Origin of the sequence: Moraxella atlantae NBRC 14588, from assembly GCF_001591265.1 — a bacterium.
GTDB lineage: Bacteria > Pseudomonadota > Gammaproteobacteria > Pseudomonadales > Moraxellaceae > Faucicola > Faucicola atlantae.
Window position 1 is genome coordinate 1 of sequence record NZ_BCUL01000079.1, and the last position, 792, is coordinate 792.

Genomic DNA, 792 nt, shown 5'->3' on the forward strand with positions numbered 1-792 from the left:
TTGGTAGTGTTTCAAAAAGTATGCTGAAAAAAAACAGGCTGAAAAATCTGATAAAATAGTGAAATGCAAATTCTACTACACATCAAATGTCCAGCCTGTCTAAGTGACAGTATAAAGAAAAATGGTATCAAAAGCTACGGTAAACAAAACTACCAATGCAAAGACTGTAAAAGGCAATTTATAGGCAACCATGCTTTAACCTACAAGGGATGTCACACAGACAAAGACGGCAAAATACGTCACCTAATGGTCAGAGGTAGTGGTATTCGAGACATAGCCGAAGTTGAGCAAATTAGCTGTGGCAAAGTCTTAGCAACCTTAGAAAAATGCGACTACAAGATTATCCCTAAGCAAAACCAATACGACAGACTAGAAGTGGATGAACTTTGGACGTTCGTAGGTAAAAAGAGCAACAAGCAATGGTTAATTTACGCCTATCACCGTAAAACAGGTGAAATTGTCGCCTATGTATGGGGAAAGCGAGACCTTAAAACCGTTAGAAAACTTAAAGCAAAAATGAAAGAACTGGGTGTCACTTTTGCTAGTATTGCCAGTGACACTTGGGATAGCTTTATCACAGGCTTTAAAGATTTTGTTCAAAAGACGGGTAAGTTTTTTACTGTAGGCATTGAAGGCAATAATTGCCGTATTAGACATAGGATAAGGCGAGCTTTTAGGCGAAGTTGCAACTTTTCTAAAAAGCTCAAAAATCACTATAAAGCCTTTGATTTAACGTTCTTTTATATTAACAATGGCTATGTTTAATGTCAGCATACTTTTTGAAACACCACC

Annotated in this window: 1 protein-coding gene; it reads left to right on the forward strand. The window is 37.1% G+C overall.

All coding sequences use genetic code 11. The features are described 5' to 3' along the window. The first annotated feature begins 63 nt into the window (after window positions 1-63). Entirely contained in the window at window positions 64-765 is a 702-nt protein-coding gene (locus MA2_RS10785) for an IS1 family transposase (protein ID WP_067059674.1), read from the forward strand. The last annotated feature ends 27 nt before the right edge of the window (window positions 766-792 follow it).

Excerpts from the sequence above, each read along its gene's own strand:
- MA2_RS10785 (WP_067059674.1), top strand. The coding sequence starts at position 64 with ATGCAAATTCTACTACACATCAAATGTCCAGCCTGTCTAAGTGACAGT.